Below are 1,173 nucleotides of genomic sequence, written 5' to 3'. Positions count from 1 at the left end.
TTAAGCGAGAACCTTGGCCACGACGCCGGAGCCGACGGTCTTGCCGCCTTCGCGGATGGCGAAGCGCAGGCCTTCTTCCATGGCGATCGGGTTGATCAGCTTCACGGTGATGCTGACGTTGTCGCCAGGCATGACCATTTCCTTGCCTTCAGGCAGCTCGATCGCACCGGTCACGTCCGTCGTGCGGAAATAGAACTGCGGGCGGTAGTTGTTGAAGAAAGGCGTGTGACGGCCGCCTTCGTCCTTCGACAGCACGTACACCTCGGCAGTGAAGTGCGTGTGCGGCTTGATCGAACCCGGCTTGCACAGCACCTGGCCGCGCTCGACGTCTTCGCGCTTCGTGCCGCGCAGCAGCACGCCGACGTTGTCGCCGGCCTGACCCTGGTCGAGCAGCTTGCGGAACATTTCCACGCCGGTGCAGGTGGTCTTGACGGTCGGGCGGATGCCGACGATCTCGATTTCTTCGCCGACCTTGATGATGCCGCGCTCGACGGCGCCGGTCACCACGGTGCCGCGACCGGAGATCGAGAACACGTCTTCCACGGGCATCAGGAATGCGCCGTCGATCGCACGCTCGGGCTGCGGAATGTAGGTGTCGAGTGCGTCGGCCAGCTTCATGATGGCTTGTTCGCCCAGCGGACCCTTGTCGCCTTCGAGGGCGAGCTTGGCGGAGCCGTGGATGATCGGGGTGTCGTCGCCCGGGAATTCGTATTTGTCCAGGAGCTCGCGCACTTCCATCTCGACCAGCTCAAGCAGCTCGGCGTCGTCGACCATGTCGCACTTGTTCAGGAACACGATGATGTAACCCACACCCACCTGGCGGGCCAGCAGGATGTGTTCACGCGTCTGGGGCATCGGGCCATCGGCGGCCGAGCAGACCAGGATCGCGCCGTCCATCTGGGCGGCGCCGGTGATCATGTTCTTCACGTAGTCGGCGTGGCCTGGGCAGTCGACGTGTGCGTAGTGGCGGTTGGCCGTTTCGTACTCGACGTGGGCGGTGTTGATCGTGATGCCGCGGGCCTTTTCTTCAGGCGCTGCGTCGATCTGGTCGTAGGCCTTGGCTTCGCCGCCGAACTTGGCCGACAGCACCGTTGCGATCGCAGCGGTCAGCGTGGTCTTGCCATGGTCGACGTGACCGATCGTGCCCACGTTCACGTGGGGCTTGGTGCGGGT

Annotated in this window: 1 protein-coding gene; it reads right to left on the bottom strand. The window is 63.9% G+C overall.

The window, feature by feature from the left end:
* A partial coding sequence (gene tuf / locus ACSFA3_RS24675) for an elongation factor Tu (protein WP_435507997.1) occupies window positions 1–1,173 on the bottom strand: 1,173 nt, incomplete at its 5' end.

The sequence above is a fragment of the Variovorax glucosi genome, assembly GCF_051216695.1.
GTDB lineage: Bacteria > Pseudomonadota > Gammaproteobacteria > Burkholderiales > Burkholderiaceae_C > Variovorax.
The sequence above is the reverse complement of the archived record's forward strand: the minus strand, read 5'-3'. Positions and strand labels throughout refer to the sequence as shown.